Origin of the sequence: Pseudomonas uvaldensis, assembly GCF_021271205.1 — a bacterium.
GTDB lineage: Bacteria > Pseudomonadota > Gammaproteobacteria > Pseudomonadales > Pseudomonadaceae > Aquipseudomonas > Aquipseudomonas uvaldensis.
The window spans coordinates 1-25,239 of the sequence record NZ_JAIWKS010000004.1 but is presented as its reverse complement, the minus strand read 5'-3'; the positions used below and the strand labels follow the sequence as shown (position 1 = coordinate 25,239).

Sequence of the window (25,239 nt, the reverse complement as noted above, 5' to 3'; positions counted from 1 at the left end):
CAGGCACGAAAAAGCCCCGCCTCTTTGCAGAGCGCGGGGCTTTTTTCGTTTCGGCCGGCGAGCGGTTCAGGCGCGCCGTGGATCATCAGAAGCGGTAGGTTGCGCCAACACCAAAACCGTTTGCGCTGTTTTCATACTCGGCGCTATAGGCCTGGCCTAGCGCGTTGGTACGGTTGACGCTGACTTTTTCTTCCTTGAGGTAGGAATAAGCCACGTCGATAGTCAGGTCTTCGGTCGGGCTCCAGCCGGCACCCAGGCTGAAGATGGTCCGGTCACCGGTAGGGATACGTGGCGAGCGGTCGGTATTGTTGGTAGGCGACTGGTCGAAGGTCAGGCCGGTACGCAGCACCCACTGTTTGTTCAACTGGTAGGAGGTACCGATGGCGTAGGCCCAGGTGTCGTGCCAGTTCTGTTCTTCGGTAATGGTGCCGAGTTGAGGGTTCACCAAACCGCCGCCAGTTTCAGTACCGTCGTTTTGCACGGTAATGTCTTTCAGGCGGCTCCAGCGAGTCCATGTGCTGCCCGCATAAACGGTCCAGGCATCATTGATTTGCTGGGTGACCGAAAAGTCCACCGATTCAGGCGTGGTGATGTCCAGCGAAGCGTCATACTTCGCGCCGCTCAGGATTACGCCAGGAATGCCAGCGCCTGGGTTGACTTCAGTATGACCTTCGAGCTTGTACTTGACTTTGGAGTGGTAGGTCAGGCCGACACGAGTAGTGTCGGTCGCCTGGACCAACAGGCCGATATTGTAGCCATAGCCAATGTCATCGCCCTTGATGGTGACATTGTTATCGCCATTGAGCGGAGCGCCCAAAGGCAAATTCAAAGTTGATTCCAACTTACCGGAAATACGGTTGATAGTCGGACCGAAACCAATCGATACCTTGTCGTTGAAGGCATAGCTGACTGTCGGCTGGAAGGTAACGACTTTTACTTCGCTTTTGCTGCCGAAGTTTTGACCCTGGAAGCTGCTTTCATAGTCAGTGATCAGGCCAAATGGCGCATAAACGCCCAGGCCGAAGGTCCATTGGTCATCGATAGGCTTGACGTAATAGCCCATAGGAACACCGGTGAGCGGGACCATGTCGCCTTTGTTGGTGCCGGAACGGGTACCGCTGGTATCGTTGATATCGGTGGAAGCGTCGATAGCGGCAAAACCGCCAGTCACTTGCTGGCGCTTGAGGCGCGACATGCCGGCAGGGTTGCCGAACACGGTACTTGCATCATCGGCAGAAGAGGAACGACCTGCGAAGCCAGTGCCCATGCCACTGATGCTTTGTTCGTTCAAGGCGAAACCACTGGCGAAGAGCTGAGTGGATGCCAAGGTAACGGCAAGGCCAAGGGTGGTTTTGAGCATCATTTTTTTCATTGTTAGAACTCCAGGTGATCACCGGGGCAAAAACTACCAACATTTTCGGTCAAGCGCTATAGCCTGTATTGCTTGATTTAGAGCGGTTTTGTAGGACAATCCGACCAAAATCGCTACCAACACCGGAACTTTACAATTCCCGTTCAGCAAGCGACCTGATTCAAAGGGCACACACATTTTTGCCAGGCGCACGTGAAATCCCTCAGGCGCCCTTGGGGATGAAAGGTATGGCGCCAGATCCGCGCCATACCCAGCAGATCGTCGGCTTCCGGAAGTGGAGTGTTTTGTTCTTCCACCAATAGCCATGCGATGGCGGTGGCGTAGCGAAGGTTGACGGTCAATTCGAGGTGGGGGCCGCTGAGAAAAGCATGCTGGCTGGCAAGACCACGTACCAGGCTGGCGCGTTCCGGATCCCGCGCCAGGTAATGATCCCAGAGAGCACGATGGCGAGGTTCGGGAATGCGGTACAAACCATGCCCGCGACGGTCATGCAGGGCAGAACCCAAGGCGGATTGGCTGGCGGCGATTCCCAACAAGAGGGATTCCGCCGTGGCACTGTGGCTCCCCAGGTAGAGGAGCGTGGGGCGGATCACATATCGACACAGTTCGCTGGCAGCGATACCCATAAAACCCTCGAAACGTGAAAGGGGCGAAGCCTGAAGGTGTGGGCTTGGCAGCGGTGGGTCGGTTCAGGCTCCGCCGGAAGCGGATCATGCCGCTTGACTTGAAGTGTAGTGTGATATTCCCGCTGTAAAGGACTGTTTTTAAAACATCTTCAGCAAAGGGTTATAAACCTTATACCCCTTGGTGCTTAAGCCGCTTCGCTTTCCTGCGCCATTTCCAGGCAATAAAAAGCCCCGCTTTTTCAGGGCGGGGCGTTTTCTTTCAGCTCGCTGGCGCCTCAGGCAACCAAGGCCTGACGAGTACGCTCGATCACAGCCTGCAGTGGTTCTGCGCTGGAGTATTGGTCTGGATAAAGGCGCTCGCTGTGACGGGCGATGCCATGTTCGTTGACCAGCGTGAAGCTGAAACAGCCTTTGCGAGCGGCCAGGATCAGGCAGTTCATTGGAGCGAAGGCGTTGGTGAGGGTGCGGATGGCATCCTGTGTCTGGATTTGAGTCGACATGTTATGGGTGTTCCTACAAATGACACGGTTAAGAACCGTGCAACGTTAAAACGTTCCAGTAACGTCGACCACCATTGGTCGAACGAAGAACCCGACTGGAACAAAGCAGCCAGTTCGAGCGCTGTAAAAGGTGCGCGCTTGGGCCGGCAGGTAGGTACTTAGGAGGGCAGGCGACACATCAAGGGCAGAGGTTCTGGGCCCAGGGTGAAGATCCTGATCAATTTACAGGCTGGTTCGGTCAGAGTAAGGAACCTGGCGACACCTTTGTAATCGATCAAAGGCCGTGCGGTTGCGAATCTTACCTGGAAACCATCGAGGGGTCCGGTCTCTTCCATCGGTAGGCTGCCCTTGGGGCTGGCGACCGTATGCGAAGCGTTTGACCCGGAATTGATTTTCAGCTTGGTACTAACGGCGCGGATAGTAACGAATCAATCCGCAAAAAGGAAGACTGTTGATCAAGAAATCTCCAACCGGCGACATCTGGGGCGCTTGACCCTGTTCTTTGGGACACAGGCACCAGGTTCGCACGATAGAAGGCGAGCGCTTTGCGACCGTGGCGCGTATGCAAACGCACCAAAAAAAAGCAGCGATATAACCTTTTCGATGTTACTTGTGCACACTCGTGGCGATAGCTGTCATGTGACTGTCACGTCGAAACAATCCCGGGTGGCTGCCTGTATCCAAAATTTAAGTCAATGAAAAACATCGGTTTTTTTTACTGGTGAAAAAATCGTCAGTTTGAGCGCAGGCCCCGTCCTACAGGGCTTACGACCCATTAAGGGGGGGTTGTCCACTGAGTTATCCACAGCTTCTGTGGATTGTCCCAAGCACTTGCTCTAGGACGGGCGTGCCGGTTTTTTTCGACTTTACCCACACGAAAAAAGGAGTAGAGTGGCGCGCCTTCCGATCTGTCCCACAGTGCTTTATGAAGTTTCGCTCAGTATCACCTGCTGTTACCTCCACACCCTGTGGTGTTACCTCTCCCAAGCGTATATCGATGCGAGTCGCCGAGTGGTTGCTCGACAGTCCACGGCTTGGCACAAGCCCCAGCGTCAAACACCTTGCCGGGCGCTTGCTCAAGCAGCCGGCCCGTGATGGCGTGGTGGCCGCGCAAAGTCGCCTGGGGCAATTGATGTGTCGTGAGTGCGGTAACGCCCGGGACCGGCGTATCGGCCAGGATTTGTTGCGCCAGGCCGCCCGGGCCGGGGACGCTCGTGCACAACAGGCCCTGACTGAAATAGAAGGATGAAATCGTAGACGCGACTGGGCAACCCACAGCGGCTTGGTTAACCTTCGGGCTTTATTCGACCGGCAGGATTTGTCATGGCTATGGATTTGACCAGCCTGTTGTTTGGCCTGGCAGGCGCAGCGGTGCCGCTGCTCGCATTGGCCTGGCACCTGCAGCGCCAGGCCGGTGCCGCGCAGACGGAATTGGCGTTGCTGGAAGAGCGCCTGGCCATGGCCCATATGGCTCATGATGGCCTGAACGCCCAGCTCGACGCCTGCCGTGATGAAATCAGCGACCTGAGCCAGGCCAATGCCGTAAGGCAAGCAGAACTTGCTGCTGCCCGCCGCGAGGTCGAGTTGCTGCAAATCGAGCGCGACAACTCCCGGGACGCGGCTCACGCCTGGAACCTGGAACGTGCCGGCAAGGAAGCGGAATTGCGTCGTCTGGACGCCCAGGCGGCGTCCCTGCAGGCCGAGTTGCGCGAGCAACAGGAAAGCCATCAGCAGCGCTTGGACGACCTGCAAGGCTCGCGAGACGAACTGCGTGCGCAATTCGCGGAGCTGGCAGGGAAAATCTTCGACGAACGTGAGCAGCGCTTCGCCGAAACCAGTCATCAGCGCTTGGGGCAGTTGCTCGATCCGCTGAAAGAGCGCATCCAGTCCTTCGAGAAACGCGTTGAAGAAAGCTATCAGGCCGAGGCACGGGAGCGGTTTTCCCTGGGCAAGGAGCTGGAGCGTCTGCAGCAATTGAACCTGCGCCTGAGCGAGGAAGCCACCAACCTCACCCGAGCGCTCAAGGGCCAGAAGACCCAGGGGAACTGGGGCGAGTTGATCCTGGAGCGGGTGCTCGAACACGCGGGTCTGGAGAAAGGCCGTGAATACCAGACGCAGGTCAGCCTGAAGGGGCCGGACGGCGAACGATTCCAGCCTGATGTACTGATTTATCTGCCCGGCGACAAACAGGTGGTGGTCGATTCCAAGGTCAGTCTCACGGCTTATCAACAGTATGTGGGCGCCGACGACGATGCCATTGCCCTGCATGCGCTCAAGCAACACGTTGCGTCATTGCGGGCCCACGTCAAGGGCTTGGCCGGCAAGGATTACAAGCGGCTGGACGGTTTGCACAGCCTGGATTTCGTCCTGCTGTTCGTGCCGATCGAAGCCGCATTTTCTGCTGCCTTGCAAGCCGAGCCGAACCTGTTCCAGGAAGCGTTCGACCGCAACATCGTGATTGTCAGTCCCACCACGCTGCTGGCGACGTTGCGGGTGATCGACAGTCTTTGGAAGCAGGAGCGCCAGAGCCAGAACGCCAGGGAAATCGCCGAGCGGGCAGGGTGGCTGTACGACAAGTTCGTACTGTTCATCCAGGATCTGGACGAAATCGGAAGCCGCTTGCAGCAGCTGGACAAGGCCTACAGTGCGGCGCGCAATAAACTGACGGAAGGGCGTGGCAACCTGATCAGTCGTAGCGAACAGCTCAAACTGCTCGGCGCCAGGGCCAGCAAGAGCCTGCCCACTGAACTGCTCGAACGGGCGATGGCCGATGGGGATGGGTTGCGTGAGTTGTCGGAAGAAACCGCAAAAGCCCAGGATTGATCAAACCCTTGGGCTCGCCACAGGCTCGGTGTCCGGCCGGAAACCCCGGCGCCTACAACGGCAAATGCCGACTCAACAAGGCCCTCAGCGCCGCCGGCTTCACCGGTTTGGCCAGGTAATCCAGGCCCGCGGCGTGCACCTGGGCCACGGTTTCCGGCCGACCATCGGCACTGATCACCACTCCAGGCACCGGTTCCCCCATGCGTGTACGCAGCCAGGCCATCAACTCAGTACCGGTCTCGCCATCGTCCAGATGGAAATCCACCAGGGCCAGTTGTGGCCGCCCGCCCTGGGCCAGCCAGCGCTCGCATTCATCACGGTTACGCGCTGTCCGGACCTGACAACCCCAGCGCGTCAGCAGGCTGTTCATGCCGATCAGGATGCTGTCTTCGTTATCGACACACAGCACCTGGGCTCCGTTTGCCAAGAGGCCGTTGGGTTCGACGACGGTGCTGGGCACGGCGGTCTGCGTGCGGGCCAACGGTACGCTGACGCTGAACACGCTGCCGCGTCCCGGCCAGGAGCGCACGCGCAACGTATGACCCAGTACCCGGCATAGCCCGTCTGCAATCGCCAGGCCCAGGCCGAGGCCTTTTTCGGCCCGGGTCTGATGGCTGTCCAATCGTTTGAATTCTTCGAAGATGACTTGTTGCTTGTCTTCGGCGATGCCGGGGCCGCGATCCCAGACCTCCAGGCACAATTCGCCATTACGCCGACGCGCCCCCAGCAGCACCGGCCCCTTGGCATAGCGGAAGGCGTTGGTCAGGAAGTTCTGCAGGACGCGACGCAGCAATTTGATGTCGCTGTCGACCCGCAGACGAGAACCGCGTACCCGGAACTTCAGGCCCTGTTCCCGGGCCAGTACCGTGAATTCGGCACCGAGGATATCGAACAGCTCGTTCAGTGCGAACGGCTGGCGGTCGGGATTGATCTTGCCGTTTTCCAGGCGGGAAATGTCCAGCAGGTCGGTGATCAGGTCTTCGGCCGAGCGCAATGAGCTGTCGAGGTGCTGTACGAGTTGCCGGGCTTCGCTCGGCAGGCTTTCGTGCTGATGGGACAGGGCGGCGGAAAACAGGCGAGCGGCGTTGAGGGGTTGCATCAAGTCATGACTGACGGCGGCCAGGAAGCGGGTCTTGGACTGATAGGCCGCTTCGGCCGTACTCTTGGCTTCGGTCAGGGCCAGGTTCAGTTGAGACAATTCCCGGGTCCGTTCGGCCACACGTTGTTCCAGTCCTTCGTTGGCCGCGGTCAGGGCGTGTTCGGCTTCGCGGAAGGCGGTGATGTCAGTGAAACTCATGACGAAACCGCCGCCGGGCATCGGGTTGCCGATCAGCTCGATCACCCGACCGTTGGGGAACAAGCGTTCGGATGTGTGGGCCCGGCCCTGGCGCATCCAGTGCAGTCTTCGGGCGACGTGGACCTCCGCCTCGCCCGGTCCACAGAGACCGCGTTCAGCGTTATAGCGGATGATGTCAGCAATCGGCCGGCCGACACTGATCAAGCCGTCCGGATAGTTGAACAGTTCCAGGTAGCGGCGATTCCAGGCCACCAGCCTCAGGGACTGGTCCACCACGCTGATGCCCTGGGTGATGTTCTCGATGGCGCCTTGCAGAAGGGCTCGGTTGAATTGCAGCACCTCCGACGCTTCGTCCGCGATGCGCACGACATCTTCGAGTTGCATCTCCCGGCCTTCGATCGCGGCCTTTACCACGGCCCGGGTGGACGAGGCCCCCAGTACACCCGCCAGCAGGCGTTCGGTGTGGGCGATCCATTCGCTGTCGGCATTCTGGTTCGGGTTGAATCCCTTGCCCTGGCGATAAGCAAAGCGGATGAAGCTCTGGCGCGCCCGCTCCTCGCCGACGAAGCGGGCGGCCAGTTGCAGCAGGTCTTCGATCTGCACCGCCAGCATCGAACGGGCGTTGGGTCGAGCGCTGATCTCTTGGCCGATGAACCGTCCGGCCTGCCAGTGCTCCGACACCCGCGTGCGTGACAATACGGAAACCCAGGCGAACAGACTGAAGTTGCCCGCCAGGGACAGCACAACGCCTTGAGTCAGTGGGCTGATGGGCAGGCTCAGCGGATTGCCATGCAGCCAGGCCAGCCCAGGAAAGCTGTTCAGCGACCAGCCCAGGCTATGGGCCGCAATCGGTAACACCAACGTGTAGAACCACAGGAAGATCCCAGCGGCGAGGCCGGCGAACACCCCGCGGCGGTTGGCCTGCTTCCAATACAACGCCCCCAGCATGGCGGGCGCCAGTTGAGTCACGGCGGCGAAGGCGATCTGGCCGATGGTCGCCAGGCTTGCTGTCGAGCCCAGCAACCGGTAGCTGACATAGGCCAGCAACAGGATTACCACGATGCTGACCCGGCGAACCGAGAGCATCCACTGACGGAATACTTCGAACGGCCGTTCGGCATTGTTGTGCCGTAGCAGCCAGGGCAGCAGCATGTCGTTGGACACCATGGTGGAGAGCGCGACACTTGCCACGATCACCATGCCGGTGGCGGCCGAGGCGCCGCCGATGAACGCCAGCACTGCCAGCGACGGATGGGCCTGGGCCAGGGGCAGGCTGATGACGAACGAATCCGGCAATACCGAGCTGGGCAGCATCATTTGCCCGGCGAGAGCGATGGGCACCACGAACAGGGCGGCCAGGGCCAGGTAGGCGGGGAATACCCATTTGGCCAGACGCAGGTCCTGGGGTTCGATGTTCTCGACCACGGTCACGTGGAATTGCCGTGGCAAACAGATGATCGCCATCATCGCCACGCCGGTCTGCACCACCATGGACGGCCAGTTGATGGTTTCCTTCCAGTACTCCTCCAGCCGCGGCGCGAGCATCGCCTGGCTGAACAGGTCGTCGAAGCCGTCGTAAAGGCCAAACGTCACGAAAGCGCCCACCGCGAGGAAGGCGAGCAGCTTGACCAGGGATTCGAACGCAATCGCCAGCACCATGCCGCGGTGGTGTTCGGTGGCGTCCAGGTTGCGGGTCCCGAACACGATGGTGAACAACGCCAGGATCAGCGAGACGATCAATGCGGTGTCCTGAGCGCGGGTGCCCATGGCGTCGGCGCCGGCGCCGATCAGCAGGTTCACCCCCAGCACGATGCCCTTGAGCTGCAAGGCAATGTAGGGCAGCACGCCGACCAGGCAGATCAGAGCGATCACGATGGCCAGGGATTGGGATTTGCCGTAGCGGGCGGCGATGAAGTCGGCGATGGAGGTAATGTTCTCCTGCTTGCTGATCATCACCATCTTCTGCAAGACCCAGGGCGCCAGCACCAGCAACAGAATCGGCCCGAGATAGATCGGCAGGAACGACCAGAGCTGCTCGGCGGCCTGGCCCACCGCGCCAAAGAAGGTCCAACTGGTGCAGTAAACCGCCAGCGACAGGCTGTAGACCCAGGCCCGGACCCGGGGGGGCAACGGCGTACTGCGCCGGTCGCCGTAGAAGGCGATGGCGAACATGATGGCCATATAGGCCAGGGCAACAACGGCAATCAGCCCGCTGGACAGCGACATGGAAACTCCCGAACGAAGAACACCGGGACCTGGGCCCGGCAGGACAGTCTCGCATGCCCGCTCGGGTTCGTCAGTGTCGACCAAGGTCGGGGCGTGGCGGGGTGTCGCAAGGTGCGACAGGCAATGGCCTCGAGGTGTGTGGGGTGGCCTCATCGCGAGCAGGCTCGCTCCGGGTGTTCACAGATCCCGCGTCCACCTTAGCTCCATTGTGGGAGCGAGCCTGCTCGCGATAGCGTTTTTACTGACCCAACGCGATATCAACCAACCGATGCAACTCCTCGACCTCCAGCGGCGAGGTGGCGAAGAGAATGCGAAACACCGTCGGCGCCACCACCACATTGATCAGCCGCTCGAGGCCAGGGTTTGGTTCCCCTGGATAGCGATCCAGAATGATCTGCAATTGGCTGCTGATAATCCCCACGCAATGCCCCGGTGTAGCGCAGGCCTGGATGTCGCGCATCATATTGCGACCGGGCTCGGAGCTCATTTCATCCAGGTACTGTTCGGCCCAGGCCAGCAGGTCGCCGCGCAGGCTGCCAGTATTGGCCGGCTCGCTGTCGGGGCGCATGCGGGCGATGGCGACGTCGGCCAGCAGCGCCGGCAGATCACCCCAGCGTCGGTAGATGGTGGATGGTGTCACCCCGGCGCGTGCGGCGATTTGCGGCACGGTCAGGGTGGCCCGGTCCTGTTCCTGGAGCAGGGCGCGGACGGCCGAGTGGATCGACTCTTGTACCCGGGCGCTTCTGCCGCCGGGGCGTAAACCTTCTTTAATAGCCATGTATCGGACCTTAACGCAAAGAATTTGCTTTAAGCGCTTCTCGGTAGCACACTTCGCAAAAGCAAAAAATTAGCTTTTGCTGATGGCCTGTGAATAGCTTTTGTGGAGCGTGCCCATGTCTCGTCCAGCTTCGACCCGTGCCAGCCTGATTTTCCTGGCGATGACTTTGCTCGGTTTCCTCGCTGCATCCAGTGCGCCGACGCCGTTGTATCACCTCTATCAGGAGCATATGCAATTTTCTCCGGCGATCCTTACGCTGATCTTCGGGGTATATGCCTTCAGCCTGCTGGCCGCCTTGTTGACCGTGGGATCGCTGTCGGATTACCTGGGCCGCAGGCCCGTGATCTTCGTGGCGTTGTTGCTCAACATGCTGGCGATGATGCTGTTTATCAACGCCGACAGCATCGGTTGGCTGATCGGAGCACGCCTGATCCAGGGATTCGCCACAGGCATGGCCACCAGTGTGCTGGGCGCCGCGTTGCTGGACTTCGATCGTCAGCAAGGGCCGCTGATCACCAGCGTTGCGCCATTGCTGGGCATGGCGTGTGGAGCGCTGGGCTGCGGCATGTTGGCCGAGTTCGCGCCACGGCCGTTGCAACTGACGTATTGGCTTCTGCTGGGGCTGTTCCTGGTCCAGGCGATTTATCTCTGGCGCCTCAGGGAAAGCGTCAGCCCACAACCCGGAGCCTGGCAATCCTTGCGTCCGACCTTGCACGTGCCGGTCCAGGCGCGGCGAGCCTTGTGGTTGATACTGCCATTGAATCTGGCGGCCTGGGCAGTGGGCGGCTTCTATTTGTCATTGGCGCCATCCTTGGTTCGGGCCGCCACTGGCTCGACTTCCAACCTCATCGGCGGCGCATTGGTCGCTGCCCTGACGCTCACCGGGGCGTTGTCCATCTACACGCTACGCAACCAGCATGCAGAGAACATGCTGCGTCTTGCCGCCAGCTTGTTGATAACGGGCCTTATGCTGGTTTTGGTCGCTGCACACTCGGGCAGCCTGCCTTTGTTCTTTATCGGTACGTTGGTGACCGGCAGTGGTTTTGGTGCCGGTTTCCTGGGTGCGCTGCGCAGCATCATGCCCCTGGCGCTGCCCCATGAACGAGCCGGTTTGATGTCGGCTTTTTATGTGCTCAGCTATCTGGCGTTCAGTTTGCCCTCCTTGTTGGCGGGTAACCTGACCCGAGTGTTCGGATTGATTGCGACTACCGATGGTTATGGCGCCGTGTTGATGGCGCTGGCCGTTGGTGCGCTATGGAGCTTGTGGCGTAAATCCCGGGGACTGGCGAACGCCCCAGATAACGCATGAGCTTATCTATAAAACAGATTAACCATAGAGAAATTACCCGTTATATAGATATTCGATCTGGCTCTAGCATGGCTCCCATCTCTTCAGGGGACAGGAGTTCGCCATGACATGTTGCGCTGCAAAAAATCGCTTACGTCCATTGAGCCATTTGCACAGGCCATTGGAAGCCATCCGTCAATTCACTCCGAATTGGTTCGCCGTGACCATGGGGACCGGCGTATTGGCCTTGGCGTTAGCGCAATGGCCCGGCAACGTGTCCGGGCTTCGCCTGTTGGGTGAAGGTCTGTGGCTGTTCAATGTTTTCCTGTTTGTATTGTTCACCGGCCTGTACGCCGCCCGCTGGGTGTTGTTCTTCGACGAGGCGCGGCGGATTTTCGGGCACTCCACGGTTTCAATGTTCTTCGGCACCATCCCCATGGGGCTGGCGACCCTCATCAACGGTCTTCTGGTGTTCGGCCTGCCACGCTGGGGAGAGGGCGTGGTGCCCTTGGCCGAGGTGTTGTGGTGGATCGACGTGGCGATGTCGCTGGCCTGCGGTGTGCTGATTCCCTTCCTGATGTTCACCCGGCAGGAACATCGGATCGACCAGATGACCGCCGTGTGGCTGTTGCCGGTGGTGGCCGCCGAAGTCGCGGCCGCCAGCGGCGGGCTGTTGGCGCCGCATCTGGCCGATGCTCATGCGCAGCTGCTCATGCTGGTCACCAGCTACGTGCTCTGGGCATTTTCCCTACCGGTGGCGTTCAGCATTCTGACAATCCTGTTGTTGCGCATGGCGCTGCACAAACTGCCTCACGAAAACATGGCGGCTTCGAGCTGGTTGGCCCTCGGCCCCATCGGTACCGGAGCCTTGGGCATGTTGCTGTTGGGCGGCGATGCGCCAACGATTTTTGCCGCCAATGGCATCCCAGGCGTGGGCGAAATCGCCGCCGGGTTGGGGATGGTGGCCGGCATCACCTTGTGGGGCTTGGGCTTGTGGTGGATGTTGATGGCGTTGCTCATCACGGCCCGTTACCTGCGCACCGGCATCCCGTTCAACCTTGGCTGGTGGGGCTTTACCTTCCCGTTGGGTGTGTATGCTCTGACCACGCTGAAGCTGGCGGACCTGCTGGGTCTCAAATTCTTCGGCGTGTTCGGCAGCGCACTGGTGGCAATGCTCGTAGCGCTGTGGCTGCTCGTCGCCCGGCGCACGGTACTGGGTGCCTGGCACGGTGAGCTGTTTGTATCACCGTGCATTGCAGGGCTGGCGAAATAATCACTAAAGAAAGGTAATGTGTGGCCTGGATCGAAAAACCTCATTCCAATAAGTGTCCACGCCACTCAGGTACATGGAAGATGAGTCACCCTTCGCAGTTCACCTTGCTTCGCACGCGGCGGTTCTTGCCGTTCTTCATTACGCAGTCCCTTGGCGCATTCAACGATAACGTGTTCAAGCAGTCGTTGATCCTCGCGATTCTTTACCGCCTCACCATCGAGGGTGACCGTTCGATCTGGGTCAACCTCTGTGCGTTGCTGTTCATCCTGCCATTCTTCCTGTTCTCGGCACTGGCGGGGCAGTTCGGGGAAAAATTCGCCAAGGATGCGTTGATACGCCTGATCAAGCTTGGCGAAATCGTGATCATGGCGGTCGGCGCGGTGGGCTTTCTGTTCGATCACTTATGGCTGATGCTGCTGGCACTGTTTGCCATGGGCACCCATTCGGCCCTGTTCGGGCCGGTGAAATATTCGATCCTGCCGCAGGCGTTGCGCGAAGATGAGCTGGTCGGTGGCAACGGCCTGGTGGAGATGGGCACCTTCCTGGCGATCCTCGCCGGCACCATTGGCGCCGGGATCATGATGTCTTCGGTTCATTACGCGCCGGTGGTGTCCACGGCGATTGTCGGTATCGCAGTGCTGGGTTACCTGGCCAGCCGCGGCATCCCACGGGCGGCGGCCGCTTCGCCGCAGATGCGCCTGAACTGGAACATCTTCAGCCAGTCCTGGGCCACGCTGAAGCTGGGATTGGGACAAACCCCGGCGGTGTCCCGCTCCATTGTCGGCAACTCCTGGTTCTGGTTCGTCGGGGCGATTTACCTGACGCAGATTCCCGCCTATGCCAAAGAGTGGATGCATGGCGACGAAACCGTGGTGACCTTGATCCTGACGGTGTTCTCGGTGGGGATCGCGTTGGGCTCGATGCTTTGCGAGAAGTTGTCGGGACGTAAAGTCGAGATCGGCCTGGTGCCGTTCGGATCGTTCGGCCTGACGGTGTTCGGGCTGTTGCTGTGGTGGCACTCCGGTTCGATTCCCGACAGCGTCGACGGCCACGGTTGGCTCCAGGTGCTGGGTTTTGGCCACGCCTGGCTGGTGCTGATGGACATCCTCGGCCTTGGCATCTTCGGTGGTTTCTACATCGTGCCGCTGTATGCGCTGATCCAGTCGCGCACAGTCGAGAATGAACGGGCGCGGGTTATCGCGGCCAACAACATTCTCAACGCGCTGTTCATGGTAGTTTCGGCGATTGTCTCCATCGTCTTGCTGAGCCTGGCGAAACTGTCGATCCCGCAGCTGTTTCTTGTGGTGTCGCTGCTGAACGTCGGTGTCAACGCCTACATCTTCAAGATCGTCCCCGAGTTCAGCATGCGCTTCATGATCTGGTTGCTGAGCCATTCCATGTATCGCGTGGAGCATCGCAATCTTGATGCGATCCCCGATGAAGGTGCAGCGCTGTTGGTCTGCAACCATGTGTCATTCGTCGATGCCTTGCTGATTGGCGGCGCGGTCCGTCGGCCGATTCGCTTCGTGATGTACTACAAGATCTACAACCTGCCGGTGCTGAACTTCATCTTCCGTACCGCCGGGACGATTCCGATTGCCGGACGCCAGGAAGATATACACATCTACGAAAAAGCCTTCACCCGGATTGCGCAGTACCTGAAGGACGGCGAGCTGGTGTGCATTTTCCCTGAAGGAAAATTGACCGCCGACGGTGAGATCAATGAGTTCAAGAGCGGACTGACGCGCATTCTCCAGGAAACCCCGGTGCCGGTGATTCCCCTGGCGCTACAGGGCTTGTGGGGCAGTTTCTTCAGTCGTGACCCGGCCAAGGGCCTGTTTCGCCGGTTCTGGTCGCGGGTAACACTGATCGCCGGGCCGCCGGTGGCAGTCGAGATGGCTGAGCCGGCCAAGCTGCAAGCGTTGGTGGGGGAGTTGCGCGGGGCGGCCAGATAAAACGATGAATTTGTGGGGGTAAGACCTTTAGAAGCAGAAAACTGTGGGAGCAAGGCTTGCCCGCGATGACATTCTTGAGATGGTCATCGCGGGCAAGCCTTGCTCCCACAGATTGTTCCTGCATTCACCTGCTCTAGAAGTCAACTTAGGCGCTGACCTTGAGCCCGATCAGCCCAGTGACGATCAACGCCACACTGACCAGCCGAACCAACGCCATCGATTCACCAAACAGAATGATCCCGGCGATCACCGTGCCCACCGCGCCGACCCCGGTCCAGACCGCATAGGCGGTTCCCAGGGGCAACTCCTTCATGGCAAGGCCCAGCAGGCCAAGGCTGATTCCCATGGCGGCAATCGTCAGGGCAGTGGGTAGAGGACGGCTGAAGCCGTCGGTGTACTTCAGGCCGACAGCCCAACCCACTTCGAACAGGCCGGCAAAAAACAGAATGATCCAGGACATCACATACCCTTCATGAATGGATGGGGTCGTCCCCGGATTGACAGTCGATTCAAGCTGCGGGGTCGTCCCCGCACTGGCAGCAGAGTGCCCATGATCGGGCACTCGATCAAGCCCGTCTTAATCGGCGGTTTGCCGGGCGGTGAGGGTTTCGCCGTCCCGCTTTTCGCTCATGCGCCGGAAGTACGTCGAGAGCAGTGCTCCGGAAATGTTGTGCCAGACGCTGAACAGCGCACTGGGTACTGCCGCTAAAGGTGAAAAATGCGCACTCGCCAATGCAGCACCCAGGCCGGAGTTCTGCATGCCCACCTCCAATGCCAGGGACTTTCGCTGCGCCAGCGGCAGCTTGAACAAATGCCCGGTGAAGTAACCCAGCAAGAAGCCGAAGCCATTGTGCAGCATCACCACGGCCATGATCAGCAGGCCGGATTCGGCAATCTTCGCCTGGCTGGCGGCGACTACCGCCGTGACGATGATCACGATGCTCACCACCGACACCAGCGGCAGCACATCCACCGCCACGCGCACCTTGTCACCCAGTAGCCGTTGCGCCACCACGCCCAGCACGATCGGCAACAGCACCACTTGCAGGATCGACCAGAACAGCTCCATGAACGACACTGGCAGCCAGGCCGAGGCCAGCAGCCAGATCAACGCAGGTGTCAGCAGCGGAGCGAGGAGGGTGGTGACGGCCGCGATTGCCACCGACAACGCCAGATCACCGCGGGCCAGCCAAGTCATGACATTCGATGAGGTGCCGCTCGGGCAGCAACCCACGAGGATGACGCCTACGGCAATTTCCGGTGGCAGATGAAACACCTGGCAAAGCAACCACGCCACGCCGGGCATGATCACGAAGTGAGCGACCACGCCCAGGGCCACACGCCACGGATGACGCGCGACTTCGGCGAAGTCTTCGAGTTTGAGGGTCAGGCCCATGCCGAACATCACCAGGCCAAGCAGCGGCACGATGGCGCTTTTCAGGCCAATGAACCAGGTGGGTTGCACAAACGCCACGATGGCGAAAATCAGCACCCAGTAGGCGAAGGTATTGCCGACGAAGCGGCTCAGTGCAGCCAGTGCGCGCATGACCAGATCCTTGTTGTTAGTGGATTACACAAAACCATTGTGGGAGCGGGCTTGCTCGCGAAGGCGGTGTGTCAGCTGAGAAATTGCTGTCTGACACACCGCTTTCGCGAGCAAGCCCGCTCCCACACTGGAAGTCATCAGCCTTTAGATCCCCTGCGGAATCTCTTCTCCACCCAGCGCCTCGACCAGCGCCGGCAGGAATTCACCGAATGTCAGCATCATCAGCGTGAAGCTGGCATCCAGTTGGCCGAGGGCTTCGTCGCCGCCGTCCTGCTCCGCCTGGTCCTGCAGCAGGTCTTCGAACTTCAGGCGCTTGACCACCATTTTGTCGTCGAGCACGAACGACAGTTTGTCCTGCCAGGCCAGCGACAGTTGGGTTACAACTTTGCCGGTGTTCAGGTGCAGCTGGATTTCGTCGCTGGTCAGGTCCTGGCGCTTGCAGCGCACGATGCCGCCGTCTTCGTGGGTGTCGCGCAGTTCGCATTCGTCCAGCACGAAGAAGTCGTCCGCGGCTTTCTGGGTCTTGACCCAGTCGGTCATGATGGCCGTCGGCGCCGTTTTTACGGTCAGCGGACGCACCGGCAGCGAGCCGATGACTTCACGCAGGGTGGAAAGCAGGTCTTCGGCACGTTTCGGGCTGGCGGAGTTCACCAGGATCAGGCCCTGCTTCGGCGCGATGGCGGCGAAGGTGGACGAGCGCCGGATGAAGGCGCGGGGCAGGAAAGCCTGGATGATCTCATCCTTGAGCTGGTCCCGTTCCTTTTTGTAGACCTTGCGCATCTGTTCGGCTTCGATTTCTTCGACCTTTTCCTTCAAGGCATCGCGTACAACGCTGCCCGGCAGGATGCGCTCTTCCTTGCGAGCGGCGATCAGCAGGAAGTCCTGGCTGACGTGCACCAGCGGTGCGTCTTCGCCTTTGCCGAACGGCGCGACGAAACCGTAAGTGGTCAACTCCTGGCTTGCACAGGGACGCGCCAGTTTGCTGGCCAGTGCAGTTTCCAACGCCTCGGCATCAAAAGGCAGATCTTGGGTCAGGCGATAGATAAGCAGGTTTTTGAACCACATGGGGCGAGTCTCTCCTTTATACAAAGGGGGGCATTATTCTCTTCGTGGCGGCGTAGGCCAACCCTCCGCTAAGCCTTTGGAAGGGCTGAGAAAATTAATTTAAAAAGTGCTTGCCAGCTTCGAGGTCGCTCCGTAGAATGCGCGCCACACCGAAAGCGAAGGGTGATTAGCTCAGCCGGGAGAGCGTCTGCCTTACAAGCAGAATGTCGGCGGTTCGATCCCGTCATCACCCACCATTTCGCTACAAGTGTTTCGCGCAGCGGTAGTTCAGTCGGTTAGAATACCGGCCTGTCACGCCGGGGGTCGCGGGTTCGAGTCCCGTCCGCTGCGCCATATTCAGTTATCTGGAACACTGAACGCCAGGTAACTACCGAAGAGCCCGCTAACGCGGGCTTTTTGCTGTCTGGTGTTTCTGCGCTGTGTATCGAACATTTTTTCTGATTTTGCTAATTAAATCAGCACGTTACAAAAAAGTGTGAGAGAATGCGCCCCGCATCGAAAGTGCAGGGTGATTAGCTCAGCCGGGAGAGCGTCTGCCTTACAAGCAGAATGTCGGCGGTTCGATCCCGTCATCACCCACCACGCTTTCAATGTTTCGCGCAGCGGTAGTTCAGTCGGTTAGAATACCGGCCTGTCACGCCGGGGGTCGCGGGTTCGAGTCCCGTCCGCTGCGCCATATTCGGTCATCTGGAACACTGAACGCCAGATCACCTACGAAAAGCCCGCTCATTGAGCGGGCTTTTTGCTGTCAGGTGTCTGGAAATACCGGCGTATTACTGCTCGGCATTACGGCTGTGACGGTAATCGCTGACCGCCTCATACACCGCCTTGCGCAATCGGTTGATGCCGCCAATGGGACGGTGAGCCTCGATGCCAAACCAGGGGTTGAAGGACAGGTTGTCACAGGCCAGGTTCTGCTTGGGGGTGTCGAAGTCCTGGGCGGGGACCTTGATTCGCGCCACCGTTTCGAACGGTGCGTCGCTCTCCTGCCATTCGATACTGGTGTCTTCGATCGGCATGTAGCGGCTCGGATCCTGGCGTTGGACCTGCAAGACGAAACACGCCGGCACCCGGTCTGTGGATAACTGCTGGTTCAACGCGCTGCGCAAAAAGTTGGGCAGGTCCTGGTTCTGCGGCGGCAAGGTGTAATTCGGGCAACTGTCCGGATCCGGTGCGACTCGAAACTTGGCGTTGGCCTCACCAAACTTGTAAGGCGATACGGAAAAATACGTGGTCTGGGTCGGGCTGGCCGGCGGCGGCGAGAGGGTCGCCAAAGCGATGAACAGATGGCGGATCTGCCAGCTGCGCGGATCCAGGCTCGGAAAGAATGCCATCGCCTTTTTCCCATCGGCCTGGGCGGCGACGTTCTGACGATACTCGGCGACGTCACTGACGAAGAAGTTCGGGTGATTGAACATCACGAAATCCTGTTCGCCCTGAGACTGCCGTTCTGCCAGCAGTTGTTTACCCGGCACGTTCAACAGCTTGATGGCCATTCCTCGCGCATCCCGCAGGCTGTCGAACTGAGGGTAGGCGTTGCCGTTGGACAGGCGCATCGTTGCCTGCCAGACCTTTCCCGGTTCGGCGAACACACCCTGGCGCAACGGTGCCGGCAGGTTGTCCGGCACCTGGACTTCGGCCATTACGCAGCCGTGGGCCTTGGCATGGGCGTCGCGCAGATAGCGAGTGCCTTCGCGATGCTGATCGACGATGCGAATGGCGGTCTGGATGATGTCCTGCGTCATGGCACTTTCACCGGGCGGGATCTGCTCCTTGTCCGGGACCGGACCACGGTGCTGCCAGGCGAACCAGGCCGTGGCCAGCGCCCAGCCGAGCAGGCCGATGCCCACCAGCCACAAGAGCGTCTTGCCCAGAAAGGCGCCGAGGCGCAGCCAGAGTGTGATCAGCATGGGGCGATCCTTTTACCTGAAACGTTCATCATCACAGTTGCGACTCCAACGGCCCGCCGAGCACCTTGAGGTATTCCAGCAGCGCCCAGCGCTCCTGCGGTTGCAGCAGACGGCCAATTACGCCGTTGCCTCGCTCACCCGAGCGGAATTCATGGCCGCTGTTGTGGTTGCCGGTGATCCGGGTGTCGAAGACAAAACCATTGGTAAAGGCCTCGGTGCGATAGCCCAGGTGTCGTGGATCGTATTCGAAGCTGCCTTTATAGAAGGTTGTTTCCCGCTCGGCCTGAGGCGAAAGCAATTGGTAGATCGTCGGCACCGAGCCGTTATGCAGGAACGGCGGCGTGGCCCAGACGCCCTCCAGCGGGCGGGCCTTGTAGGCGCGCAGTTCGCGCACGCCGATGGGCAGGCCGAAGCCATCCAGCGCCGGACGTTCCTCGGGCGTAACGCCTGCGTCACGGTACGCCCGGTTTTCGACGAACGCGGTGACATAAGCCAGGCCTTTGGCGACCGAGATCTGGCTCATGTCCAAGGGTTGGGTCGGGGTCGGGTGCAGTTCCACTTCCAGTTTCGCCAGTTCGGCCGGGTCCCATTGCAGACTGGTCAGGTCGAAACGGTGGTCGGCGATGTTGTTGGCGGTCCCCGGGTCGGTGCCGATCACCTTAACGGCAAGCATGTGCAGTTGCTGGACCGGTCTGTCGGGTCCCTGTATCACTTTGGGCACATGGCAACCGGCACAGTTTTCGGCGAACAGTGCCCGGCCTTTGGCCGCCAGGGGCTTATCGATCGGGCCGAGGACGGCTTCGGGCCAGACCGGTGGCTTGAGCAATTGCAGGGTTTCTTCAATGGTGTGCAAGTCGCGCACGCGCACGCTGGAAGGGTATCGCGCGTCGCCCTGCAATGGCTTGCCCTGGGCGTCGAAGAAATTCAGCGTGGCGCCTACCCCCAGCGCTTCGCCGACGTTGCGTGCCATCGGCTGCTGGGCCGAACCGTTCCACTGGACCCAGTCGAACGTCCATATATCCCACAGTTGCGGATAATCCACCGGCGCGTCCGCGACCCGGTAGTTCTTGGCCGAAATGGCATCGCCGAAGCTGGCGTTGGCGATACGACCGAAGGCGTCGGTTCGGCCGGGACCTTCTTCGGTGGGGTAGAGGCCACGGTGGGTGTCGTTCCATGCCGTGCGCACGAAAGTGTCCAGGGAGTCCTTGAAGGCCTCGCGCAGGTCGTCTTTGCGGGCGTCATACTCCGCACCCAATACCTTGCGGGCGAAGCGTTCGAATTTCCAAGGGTTGTAGTAGGTCGACGCCAGACTGGCGACCAGAGCCTGTCCGAAACTGCCACCGCGCAATGTCGGAACACTGGAGGGCAGCACGTGCTGGGCCGAGCCGCCGTCGATCCGTATCGCCTGACCCTTGAAGTGCAATTCACCGGTATGACACGCGGCGCAGGTGATATCCAGAAACTGCTCGGTGCTGCCGGGGTTCTGGTGGCGGGTGAAGCCCACCGGCAGGTTGCCGGGATTCTGCGGCGTGGCCTTTTGCGCCGGATCGACCAGAAAACCGAAGCGCGCCAGGTATTCGGGCGAGGCGAAGCGCTGCTGCGAAAATGGCAGTTCCAGGGCGGTGAACCAGTCGTAGCGCAGGCCTTTGACCTGGGTGCCTTGGGGCGTGAAGTAATACGTCTGGCGCTCGGCGGCGCTCCATTGATCCAGGTAGTGGACCTGTTCCACCGGCGTGTAGAAGGGAAGACGGGGGTTGGCAACGTAGTAGAGCACTACGGCCACTGCGACAAAAAGCAGCACCAGGATCAACAATAGAATGCGGGAGAGAAGGCGCACGGTAACGTCCTTGTTTTTTTTGATAAGCCCTTATGCCTCAGAGCTGCGTGGCCGGCAAGTGGCCATTATCGTGGGATTGCGGGGCGCGGCAATTTGTCTTCATCTGTCCCGAATAACAGAGCCTTAATCCGCCCAGGATTAAATTGCGTTTTCAGACCTGAACTTATCACGGGTTTGTGGCTCACATGCCGGTAGCCATTGGTCGTGGCCGCCTGATAAGCTCGCGGCTTTATTCGATTGCCCTTTAGGCGCATGAACAAGGAAATAGCATGAAACAGCATCGGTTGGCGGCGGCGGTTGCCCTGGTTGGCCTGGTACTCGCAGGTTGCGACTCGCAGACCAGCGTTGAGCTGAAAACCCCGGCGCAGAAAGCTTCCTACGGTATCGGCCTGAACATGGGCAAAAGCCTGGCTCAGGAAGGTATGGATGACCTGGACTCCAAAGCTGTAGCCCAGGGCATCGAAGATGCCGTCGGCAAGAAAGAACAGAAGCTGAAAGACGAAGAGCTGGTCGAAGCCTTCGCCGCGCTGCAGAAGCGTGCCGAAGAGCGCATGGCCAAGATGAGTGAAGAGTCGGCGGCCGCTGGCAAGAAATTCCTCGAAGAAAACGGCAAGAAGTCGGGTGTCACCACCACCACTTCCGGTCTGCAGTACGAAGTGGTCAAGAAGGCCGACGGCCCACAGCCCAAGCCGACCGACGTGGTGACAGTTCACTACACCGGCAAACTGATCGACGGCAAGGTGTTCGACAGCTCCGTAGAGCGTGGCAGCCCGATCGACCTGCCGGTCAGCGGTGTGATCCCGGGTTGGGTCGAAGGCTTGCAACTGATGCACGTCGGCGAGAAGTACAAGCTGTACATCCCGAGCGACCTGGCCTACGGCGCCCAGAGCCCGAGCCCTGCCATCCCTGCCAATTCGGTCCTGGTGTTCGACCTGGAACTGCTGGCAATCAAGGACCCGACAAAAGAAGACGCAGCCAAGTAATCGCGTCTGCTATAACGACAACGCCTCGCTTATGCGGGGCGTTGTCGCATCCGGGCCTTGGAAAACAGCAAAAAACCGAACGCACACCGCGGGCGGCAGTCATAGGCAATACGGGCGCTGCTCTAGACCCAGCCAGCCCGTCAAGTCAATGAAATATTGGGTTTTTTTATGTGAGTAAAAAACGCCCGATCTGAGCCGGGGCCTTGTGAAACGGGGGCTCTAGCGGTGAAATGCAGCTCTGTTCACAAGGTTATCCACAATTTGTGTGGATAACATTTCAGTGGGAAGAAGAAATGAAGGCACCGTGGAATTTTGCTCGATTTCTGCCTCTGGCGGGGCGGTTGCTGGCCCGAGGTCGGCTACCGACGCTGTTGTTTGCAGTCGCCAGCAAGGGCGCGCGGGAGGGTAGTCGGTTGGGCAGGCTCAAGGAAGATCTGCGTTTGCTCCAGGCCCTGTGTCTGGCGTATTGGCGGGGCGACTATCGGGCTGTCAGCGCAAAATCCCTGCTTTCCATCGTGGCGGGTCTGATGTATTTCCTCAGTCCACTGGACGCGATTCCAGACCTGTTGCCGATGTTTGGCATGATCGACGATATCGCCGTGCTGGCCTGGATCATGAAGACCCTCGACGATGAGCTCAGCGCCTTCCGTGCCTGGCGTGACCGACAATCACCCGAGAAGCTCGTGCGAGTCGAGAGGCTGCCCGACACGCCGGAACAGCTCCAGCTCGAAGGTCAGAAAAAGTCCTGATCCCGTCCCGTTTCCCTCAGGGATTCATTGCCCCGCGACCTTAGCCGTCATTTAGGATTACACTTCCTAGGAAAAAGGCTGGCTAGTTAAGTGTCGTTGTCCTACGGGGTAGTCATGGATATCCAAATAATTACACGCGACGGAGAGCCCGAATACGCGGTTTTACCGTGGGATCAGTACCAGTCGTTGTTGAAAGCCGCAGGCATCCATCAAGCTCCGCCGCACGAAGCAACAGTCCGTCATGCGGCGGCACCCGGCCAGGTTCTTCCTGGTCTGGATCAATTACGCAGTTTGCGCGAAGGGAAGGGCATCGCCATCGAGGCGTTGGCCCGCACGGTAGGCATCAGCCCGTCTTATCTGGCCTTGATCGAAAGCGGCGAGCGACAGCCCGATGCCGCGATTCGGCGCAGTCTGGCCTGGGAACTGACGGTGCCGGGGTGGAGGGATGAATCGTGAGTGTACGTATCAGTCGGCAGCATTGGGATGGGTTGTTGGGTGAGCTGGACCAGGCGCGCCGCCAGCGCCATTTATTGACGTATCGGGCCTTGCTGGAGCGCTTGCAGTTGCCCAGCCCGGCCATGCAGACACTGACCGCGGCACTTGAGCATCTGGCTGCGCTGGACGCCCGGGCCGAACAGCCGCTGCGCAGTTCGCTGGTGATCAGCCAGGGCGCCAGCCGATTGCCGCGCACCGGTTTTTTTGAATGTGTCGAGCGCCTTGGACGCTTTTCGGGGCCTTCCGATGGTGTGGCCGCTGCCTCATGGCATGCTTCCGAGGTCGTCCGCGTGTTCGAGTACGAATACCCCGAGTCGGCGGAGGCCTGAATGTTCTGGCGGATCAAGGCGCGAGCCGGCTACTGGCTGGCGCGTCGACTGTTTCATTGGCCATGGTTCGTTCGGCAGCCACGTGGCTGGGCCTGGCTCGAGGGACAGTTCTCCCGCATGGCCAACCTGGGTGATGTCGGTGCTCAAAGTTTCTATGGTCATATCCTCACGTTTCGTGGCCAAGGGCTGGGCGCTCGAGCGGAAGGCGTTCGCCTGTTGCGACTGGCTGCATTGGCGGGTGATGGCAAGGCGGCCTATCAAGTCGGCGTGCTCAGCATGACCGGGGCCGTCGGCAAGGCACCGGACCCGGTCGAAGCGGCACGCTGGTGGGCCCTGGCGGCAAAAGCCGGACATCCGTTGGCCGAGGACAAGCTCAAGCACCTTGAAGGCCATGACCTCTAGGTCTAACCACAGGTCGGATTGAAGCTGTTTTTCCCCCGGTCGGCTGCTCGTTTGCTCCTTCTGGGGCCATTTAAAGAATTGCCCTACATCCATCGCTTCTTTCCCTGACTTACTTCCCCAGCCACCCCCGGCAAAGTCTCGTCCTTCCTGAGTGTTGCGAGACTTTTGCCCATGTTCGACCGGTTTTTCCTGTGCATCCTTGATCGAGCCAGATCCTGATGGATCAGGTCAGCCGCATCGAGCAGGAGCTCGACAGTTTCAAGGACACACTGTCCGTCTACCGCGAACAGCTCGAGCGCTGGTACAGCCGGGCCGCGGACCGGGCCAGCCAGGCCGCCGACCTGCCTTCGCTGCTGGGCATGGAGCGGGTGATTCGCTTCGGTGACAGCACCACCGTCGTCAGTACTGGCGATGATGACTTTCTTTCCACGGTCGTCCAATGCCCCCTGGGTGGGGTGATGACCCTCGAGAGCAAATTCGAATCGGTATACGAGATCCCGTTGGGCTACATCGTGGTGGATGTGGTGGCGGTGGACGACGGCAAGGTCACGCCTGTAACACTGGATGCCCAGGGCCTGGGGACCTTCAAGGGGGAGGCGGGCCGGTTCTATCGGGTGCATGTCCAGGGCGAGGTGGCGCCCGAGCAGATCGCGGATCTGTTTTCTTCCTACGAGGGCCTGACCGGTGAGCTGACGGCGTGGTTGCGCGGCGAGTGGCAGGGGTTCAAGCCGCAATGGGCGCAGCAATCCCTGGCGACTTCGGCGGCCGCGGTGGGCAATGGGTTGCTGGCCGGCAGTTGGGCGGCCATCGAAGGGGTGTGGGACAGCATCGGCTTGCTCTCGGACATCCTCAAGGATCCCGGCGAGTTTGCAGATCGATTGGGTGAGAGTGCCGGCCAGTTGGTAAAGGTGGCGCGGGATGCGCCGCAAATGATGGCCAGGCTGCAACTGCTGGTCAGTGACGAAGCGGCGCTGTGCCTGCTGATGCGCACCGCCAGCCTCTGGCTGGAGATGCTGCCGCCCAGTGAACTTGCGGGCGAAACCGCCGAAGCCCTGTCGACGGTGGTGGTGCAGCTGTTGCTCGACCTGCTGATCGGTTTGGTCCTGACCTTCGCCGGAGCGGGCGCCGGTATCGCTTATCTGTCGATGCGGCTGGCCAAGCATGGTGCGGGTTTGATGAATACCGTGCAGCGCTTCATCGACTCGATCTTCACCGTGATCAACGGTTTCATGGGCTACGTCGACCGCTACAAAACCGTGGCCGCGCGGGGGATCGTGGCCGGCGTGAAGAAAGGCCGGATGCAACTGCGCTGGGACGCCAAACGCAATACCACCTTGAAAAAAGACGAACCCCACGACGACGCCCCAGCCCAATCGAAGAACCCCAACGGCGACAGTGCCGACAGCGCGGCCCTGACCCGCACCGACGGCTGCCCGGTGTCCATGGTCACCGGCGAGGAGCTGCTGACCCTGGAGGACGGTACCCTCGATGGTCGGCTGCCGTTTGTCTTCACCCGCTTGTACCGCACCAGTGCAGTGGAGCTGGACGTGGGCCTGGGGCGCGGTTGGAGCCATGCCCTGGCCCATCGCCTGGAGCTTGAGGACGGGCAGGTCATCTGGATCGACCAGGAAAACCGGCGCACACCCTTTCCGCTGCCCGGCGTCCAGCGCCCGACGATCCACAACAGCCTGGCCCGCGCCGCGATCTACCTGGGCGGTGAGCCGGACGAACTGATCATCGCCCAGCCCGGCGAGAACGCACCTTTCCTGCACTTTCGCGACGGCC

At 60.1% G+C, this 25,239-nt stretch carries 21 protein-coding genes and 4 tRNA genes; 15 read left to right on the top strand and 10 right to left on the bottom strand.

Annotated elements, in window-relative coordinates; all coding sequences use genetic code 11:
* Positions 1-85: 85 nt before the first annotated feature.
* The 3 genes from LCU97_RS09830 to LCU97_RS09820 form a co-directional block, all read right to left on the bottom strand.
* A complete protein-coding gene (locus LCU97_RS09830; protein ID WP_053147381.1) occupies positions 86-1,372 on the bottom strand; it encodes an OmpP1/FadL family transporter in 1,287 nt (428 codons plus the stop codon).
* 143 nt (positions 1,373-1,515) lie between these two features.
* Positions 1,516-1,998 (bottom strand): hypothetical protein, encoded by a 483-nt coding sequence (locus LCU97_RS09825; RefSeq protein ID WP_053147383.1) that lies wholly within the window; start codon positions 1,996-1,998, stop codon positions 1,516-1,518.
* A gap of 275 nt (positions 1,999-2,273) precedes the next feature.
* Complete coding sequence (locus tag LCU97_RS09820; RefSeq protein ID WP_053147385.1) at positions 2,274-2,498, bottom strand: hypothetical protein; 225 nt, start codon at positions 2,496-2,498, stop codon at positions 2,274-2,276.
* Positions 2,499-3,423: 925 nt separating this feature from the next.
* On the opposite strand from LCU97_RS09820, the gene LCU97_RS09815 reads away from it, so the two are divergent.
* Positions 3,424-3,747 (top strand): SEL1-like repeat protein, encoded by a 324-nt coding sequence (locus LCU97_RS09815; RefSeq protein ID WP_082339649.1) that lies wholly within the window; start codon positions 3,424-3,426, stop codon positions 3,745-3,747.
* Between the two features lie 188 nt (positions 3,748-3,935).
* Positions 3,936-5,321, top strand: coding sequence for a DNA recombination protein RmuC (rmuC, locus tag LCU97_RS09810; RefSeq protein WP_232776541.1), 1,386 nt, complete (start codon positions 3,936-3,938; stop codon positions 5,319-5,321).
* A 52-nt stretch (positions 5,322-5,373) separates the two neighbouring features.
* Here rmuC and LCU97_RS09805 read toward each other — a convergent pair whose 3' ends face one another.
* Together LCU97_RS09805 and LCU97_RS09800 are read right to left on the bottom strand one after the other, a co-directional pair.
* The gene (locus LCU97_RS09805) at positions 5,374-8,844 is read right to left on the bottom strand and encodes a hybrid sensor histidine kinase/response regulator (RefSeq protein WP_232776254.1); all 3,471 of its coding nucleotides are present in this window, start codon (positions 8,842-8,844) and stop codon (positions 5,374-5,376) included.
* 238 nt (positions 8,845-9,082) lie between these two features.
* Positions 9,083-9,622: a TetR/AcrR family transcriptional regulator gene (locus LCU97_RS09800; RefSeq protein WP_232776253.1), complete on the bottom strand. Its 540-nt coding sequence runs from the start codon at positions 9,620-9,622 to the stop codon at positions 9,083-9,085.
* A 115-nt stretch (positions 9,623-9,737) separates the two neighbouring features.
* Between LCU97_RS09800 and LCU97_RS09795 the strand changes: the two genes are divergently transcribed.
* From LCU97_RS09795 to LCU97_RS09785, 3 genes are all read left to right on the top strand, one after another.
* Positions 9,738-10,931, top strand: coding sequence for an MFS transporter (locus LCU97_RS09795; RefSeq protein WP_232776252.1), 1,194 nt, complete (start codon positions 9,738-9,740; stop codon positions 10,929-10,931).
* A gap of 103 nt (positions 10,932-11,034) precedes the next feature.
* On the top strand, positions 11,035-12,183 hold the full coding sequence (locus LCU97_RS09790) for a TDT family transporter (RefSeq protein WP_232776251.1): 1,149 nt from the start codon (positions 11,035-11,037) through the stop codon (positions 12,181-12,183).
* Positions 12,184-12,263: 80 nt separating this feature from the next.
* Positions 12,264-14,138, top strand: a complete 1,875-nt coding sequence (locus LCU97_RS09785) for an MFS transporter (RefSeq protein ID WP_053147404.1) — start codon at positions 12,264-12,266, stop codon at positions 14,136-14,138.
* Positions 14,139-14,283: 145 nt separating this feature from the next.
* On the opposite strand, the gene sugE is transcribed toward LCU97_RS09785, so the two are convergent.
* The 3 genes from sugE to rdgC form a co-directional block, all read right to left on the bottom strand.
* Positions 14,284-14,598 carry a quaternary ammonium compound efflux SMR transporter SugE gene (gene sugE / locus LCU97_RS09780; RefSeq protein WP_232776250.1) on the bottom strand — a complete coding sequence of 105 codons (315 nt, stop codon included), beginning with the start codon at positions 14,596-14,598 and terminating at the stop codon, positions 14,284-14,286.
* Between the two features lie 117 nt (positions 14,599-14,715).
* Entirely contained in the window at positions 14,716-15,684 is a 969-nt protein-coding gene (locus LCU97_RS09775; RefSeq protein WP_053147407.1) for a bile acid:sodium symporter family protein, read from the bottom strand.
* Between the two features lie 144 nt (positions 15,685-15,828).
* Positions 15,829-16,749 (bottom strand): recombination-associated protein RdgC, encoded by a 921-nt coding sequence (gene rdgC, locus LCU97_RS09770; RefSeq protein WP_053147409.1) that lies wholly within the window; start codon positions 16,747-16,749, stop codon positions 15,829-15,831.
* A 160-nt stretch (positions 16,750-16,909) separates the two neighbouring features.
* On the opposite strand from rdgC, the gene LCU97_RS09765 reads away from it, so the two are divergent.
* The 4 genes from LCU97_RS09765 (at position 16,910) to LCU97_RS09750 (ending at position 17,425) form a co-directional block, all read left to right on the top strand.
* A tRNA-Val gene (locus LCU97_RS09765) sits at positions 16,910-16,985 on the top strand.
* Between the two features lie 20 nt (positions 16,986-17,005).
* Positions 17,006-17,082, top strand: a tRNA-Asp gene (locus LCU97_RS09760).
* A 173-nt stretch (positions 17,083-17,255) separates the two neighbouring features.
* Positions 17,256-17,331: transfer RNA gene (locus tag LCU97_RS09755), tRNA-Val, on the top strand.
* A 17-nt stretch (positions 17,332-17,348) separates the two neighbouring features.
* Positions 17,349-17,425, top strand: a tRNA-Asp gene (locus tag LCU97_RS09750).
* Between the two features lie 97 nt (positions 17,426-17,522).
* On the opposite strand, the gene LCU97_RS09745 is transcribed toward LCU97_RS09750, so the two are convergent.
* Entirely contained in the window at positions 17,523-18,659 is a 1,137-nt protein-coding gene (locus LCU97_RS09745; RefSeq protein ID WP_053147411.1) for a catalase family protein, read from the bottom strand.
* Between the two features lie 31 nt (positions 18,660-18,690).
* Positions 18,691-20,496: a di-heme-cytochrome C peroxidase gene (locus LCU97_RS09740; RefSeq protein ID WP_232776249.1), complete on the bottom strand. Its 1,806-nt coding sequence runs from the start codon at positions 20,494-20,496 to the stop codon at positions 18,691-18,693.
* A 269-nt stretch (positions 20,497-20,765) separates the two neighbouring features.
* Here LCU97_RS09740 and LCU97_RS09735 point away from each other — a divergent pair, with 269 nt between their 5' ends.
* The 6 genes from LCU97_RS09735 to LCU97_RS09710 form a co-directional block, all read left to right on the top strand.
* Positions 20,766-21,479: an FKBP-type peptidyl-prolyl cis-trans isomerase gene (locus LCU97_RS09735; protein WP_232776247.1), complete on the top strand. Its 714-nt coding sequence runs from the start codon at positions 20,766-20,768 to the stop codon at positions 21,477-21,479.
* Between the two features lie 293 nt (positions 21,480-21,772).
* Positions 21,773-22,228 (top strand): YkvA family protein, encoded by a 456-nt coding sequence (locus LCU97_RS09730; RefSeq protein ID WP_053147418.1) that lies wholly within the window; start codon positions 21,773-21,775, stop codon positions 22,226-22,228.
* A 114-nt stretch (positions 22,229-22,342) separates the two neighbouring features.
* Positions 22,343-22,684, top strand: coding sequence for a helix-turn-helix domain-containing protein (locus tag LCU97_RS09725; protein WP_053147421.1), 342 nt, complete (start codon positions 22,343-22,345; stop codon positions 22,682-22,684).
* Positions 22,681-23,052, top strand: a complete 372-nt coding sequence (locus LCU97_RS09720; RefSeq protein ID WP_003179080.1) for a hypothetical protein — start codon at positions 22,681-22,683, stop codon at positions 23,050-23,052. Before LCU97_RS09725 ends, LCU97_RS09720 begins: the two co-directional genes overlap by 4 nt.
* A complete protein-coding gene (locus LCU97_RS09715) occupies positions 23,053-23,454 on the top strand; it encodes an SEL1-like repeat protein (RefSeq protein WP_053147423.1) in 402 nt (133 codons plus the stop codon).
* A 218-nt stretch (positions 23,455-23,672) separates the two neighbouring features.
* A partial coding sequence (locus LCU97_RS09710) for a DUF6531 domain-containing protein (RefSeq protein WP_232776245.1) occupies positions 23,673-25,239 on the top strand: 1,567 nt, incomplete at its 3' end.

What these genes read in the sequence shown, in the direction of transcription:
- LCU97_RS09790 (WP_232776251.1), top strand. Translation starts at nt 11,035, where the DNA reads ATGACATGTTGCGCTGCAAAAAATCGCTTACGTCCATTGAGCCATTTG.
- LCU97_RS09815 (WP_082339649.1), top strand. Translation starts at nt 3,424, where the DNA reads ATGAAGTTTCGCTCAGTATCACCTGCTGTTACCTCCACACCCTGTGGT.
- LCU97_RS09805 (WP_232776254.1), bottom strand. Translation starts at nt 8,844, where the DNA reads ATGTCGCTGTCCAGCGGGCTGATTGCCGTTGTTGCCCTGGCCTATATG.
- LCU97_RS09785 (WP_053147404.1), top strand. Translation starts at nt 12,264, where the DNA reads ATGAGTCACCCTTCGCAGTTCACCTTGCTTCGCACGCGGCGGTTCTTG.
- LCU97_RS09735 (WP_232776247.1), top strand. Translation starts at nt 20,766, where the DNA reads ATGAAACAGCATCGGTTGGCGGCGGCGGTTGCCCTGGTTGGCCTGGTA.
- LCU97_RS09715 (WP_053147423.1), top strand. Translation starts at nt 23,053, where the DNA reads ATGTTCTGGCGGATCAAGGCGCGAGCCGGCTACTGGCTGGCGCGTCGA.
- LCU97_RS09825 (WP_053147383.1), bottom strand. Translation starts at nt 1,998, where the DNA reads ATGGGTATCGCTGCCAGCGAACTGTGTCGATATGTGATCCGCCCCACG.
- LCU97_RS09830 (WP_053147381.1), bottom strand. Translation starts at nt 1,372, where the DNA reads ATGAAAAAAATGATGCTCAAAACCACCCTTGGCCTTGCCGTTACCTTG.
- LCU97_RS09800 (WP_232776253.1), bottom strand. Translation starts at nt 9,622, where the DNA reads ATGGCTATTAAAGAAGGTTTACGCCCCGGCGGCAGAAGCGCCCGGGTA.
- LCU97_RS09820 (WP_053147385.1), bottom strand. Translation starts at nt 2,498, where the DNA reads ATGTCGACTCAAATCCAGACACAGGATGCCATCCGCACCCTCACCAAC.
- LCU97_RS09725 (WP_053147421.1), top strand. Translation starts at nt 22,343, where the DNA reads ATGGATATCCAAATAATTACACGCGACGGAGAGCCCGAATACGCGGTT.
- rdgC (WP_053147409.1), bottom strand. Translation starts at nt 16,749, where the DNA reads ATGTGGTTCAAAAACCTGCTTATCTATCGCCTGACCCAAGATCTGCCT.
- LCU97_RS09775 (WP_053147407.1), bottom strand. Translation starts at nt 15,684, where the DNA reads ATGCGCGCACTGGCTGCACTGAGCCGCTTCGTCGGCAATACCTTCGCC.
- LCU97_RS09795 (WP_232776252.1), top strand. Translation starts at nt 9,738, where the DNA reads ATGTCTCGTCCAGCTTCGACCCGTGCCAGCCTGATTTTCCTGGCGATG.
- LCU97_RS09745 (WP_053147411.1), bottom strand. Translation starts at nt 18,659, where the DNA reads ATGCTGATCACACTCTGGCTGCGCCTCGGCGCCTTTCTGGGCAAGACG.
- LCU97_RS09730 (WP_053147418.1), top strand. Translation starts at nt 21,773, where the DNA reads ATGAAGGCACCGTGGAATTTTGCTCGATTTCTGCCTCTGGCGGGGCGG.
- sugE (WP_232776250.1), bottom strand. Translation starts at nt 14,598, where the DNA reads ATGTCCTGGATCATTCTGTTTTTTGCCGGCCTGTTCGAAGTGGGTTGG.